This is a genomic window from Salinibacterium sp. (assembly GCF_031364185.1).
Classification (GTDB): domain Bacteria; phylum Actinomycetota; class Actinomycetes; order Actinomycetales; family Microbacteriaceae; genus Rhodoglobus.
This window is the reverse complement of the sequence record NZ_JANLVV010000295.1, coordinates 1-1,260: the sequence shown is the minus strand read 5'-3', so window position 1 is coordinate 1,260 and position 1,260 is coordinate 1. Positions and strand designations below refer to the sequence as shown.

The 1,260-nt window shown below is 64.3% G+C and carries 2 protein-coding genes; both read left to right on the top strand.

Annotated elements, in window-relative coordinates; genetic code table 11:
- Positions 1 to 18 precede the first annotated feature (18 nt).
- Entirely contained in the window at positions 19 to 609 is a 591-nt protein-coding gene (gene scpB / locus RMN95_RS12870; protein ID WP_309617307.1) for an SMC-Scp complex subunit ScpB, read from the top strand.
- On the top strand, positions 609 to 1,260 hold a 652-nt coding region (locus RMN95_RS12865), incomplete at its 3' end, for a pseudouridine synthase (RefSeq protein ID WP_309617306.1). The genes scpB and RMN95_RS12865, both read left to right, overlap by 1 nt.

Genomic DNA, 1,260 nt, shown 5'->3' with positions numbered 1-1,260 from the left:
ACGATCGACAACGACACGATCGAAACCGACACTGGCGTGACCGTGGCGACCAGCGTCATCCACCTGGAGCGCAGCGTCGAGGCGATCCTGATGGTGGCCGACGAGCCACAGTCGGTTGTGTCGCTCGCCACGGCGCTGGGGGCGCCGGTGCCCGCCGTCCGACAGTCCATCGAGAGGCTCGTAGCAGACTACGACGGGGATAACGGGGGAACACGCCGCGGCTTCGAACTTCGCGAGGTCGGCGGGGGATGGCGCGTGTATGTGCGTCCCGAGCATGATGACGCCGTACGGGATTTCGTGCTCACCCAGAATCCGACAAGGCTGAGCCAGGCCGCACTTGAGACCCTCGCCGTGATCGCCTATAAGCAGCCGATCAGCAGGGGTGCGGTGGCATCCATTCGCGCGGTGAATGTTGATTCTGTCGTGCGTACGCTCCTCGGCCGAGGGCTGATCACCGAAGCATTCACCGACAGTGAGACCGGCGCGATCCACTACGAGACCACCGACATCCTGCTGGTACAGCTCGGCATCAACTCGATTGACGAACTTCCCCACATTTCTCCGCTGCTCGACGACGGAGCAGACGGTTTTTCCACGGCGGGAGCCTGATGAGCAGCACCAGCACACACGACGAACCCAACCCCGAGGGGGAGCGGCTGCAGAAAGTCATGGCTGCGGCGGGCGTCGCGTCACGCCGGGTGTCTGAAGATCTCATTTCGCAGGGTCGGGTCACGGTCAATGGCGAGATCGTCGATGAGCCCGGCCGTAGAGTACTGCCCACCGACAGGGTGACCGTCGACGGCACGGCGATCCAGCTCGACGCCAGCAGGCGGTACGTGATGCTGAACAAGCCGATCGGTGTGGTCAGTTCCATGGCGGATGAAGGGGGCAGGCCCGACCTACGCGACTTCACCCGCGACTACGACGAGCGACTCTTCAACGTGGGGCGTCTCGATGCGAACACCTCGGGGCTGCTCGTGCTCACCAATGATGGGGAGCTTGCGCACGTGCTGGCGCATCCTTCCTTCGGGGTGTCGAAAACCTACATCGCCAAGGTGTCAGGGTCGGTGAGCGCCCAGACGATCAGCACACTGACGCGAGGGATCGAGCTCGAGGACGGGCCCATCCATGCCGACCGAGCGCGCCTGCTGGGGGCCGCCTCGGGTGGTGCCTCGATGGTCGAGATCACCCTGCACTCCGGGCGCAACCGCATTGTGCGCAGGATGCTCGATGCCGTCGGTCATCCCGTAATCGAGCTCG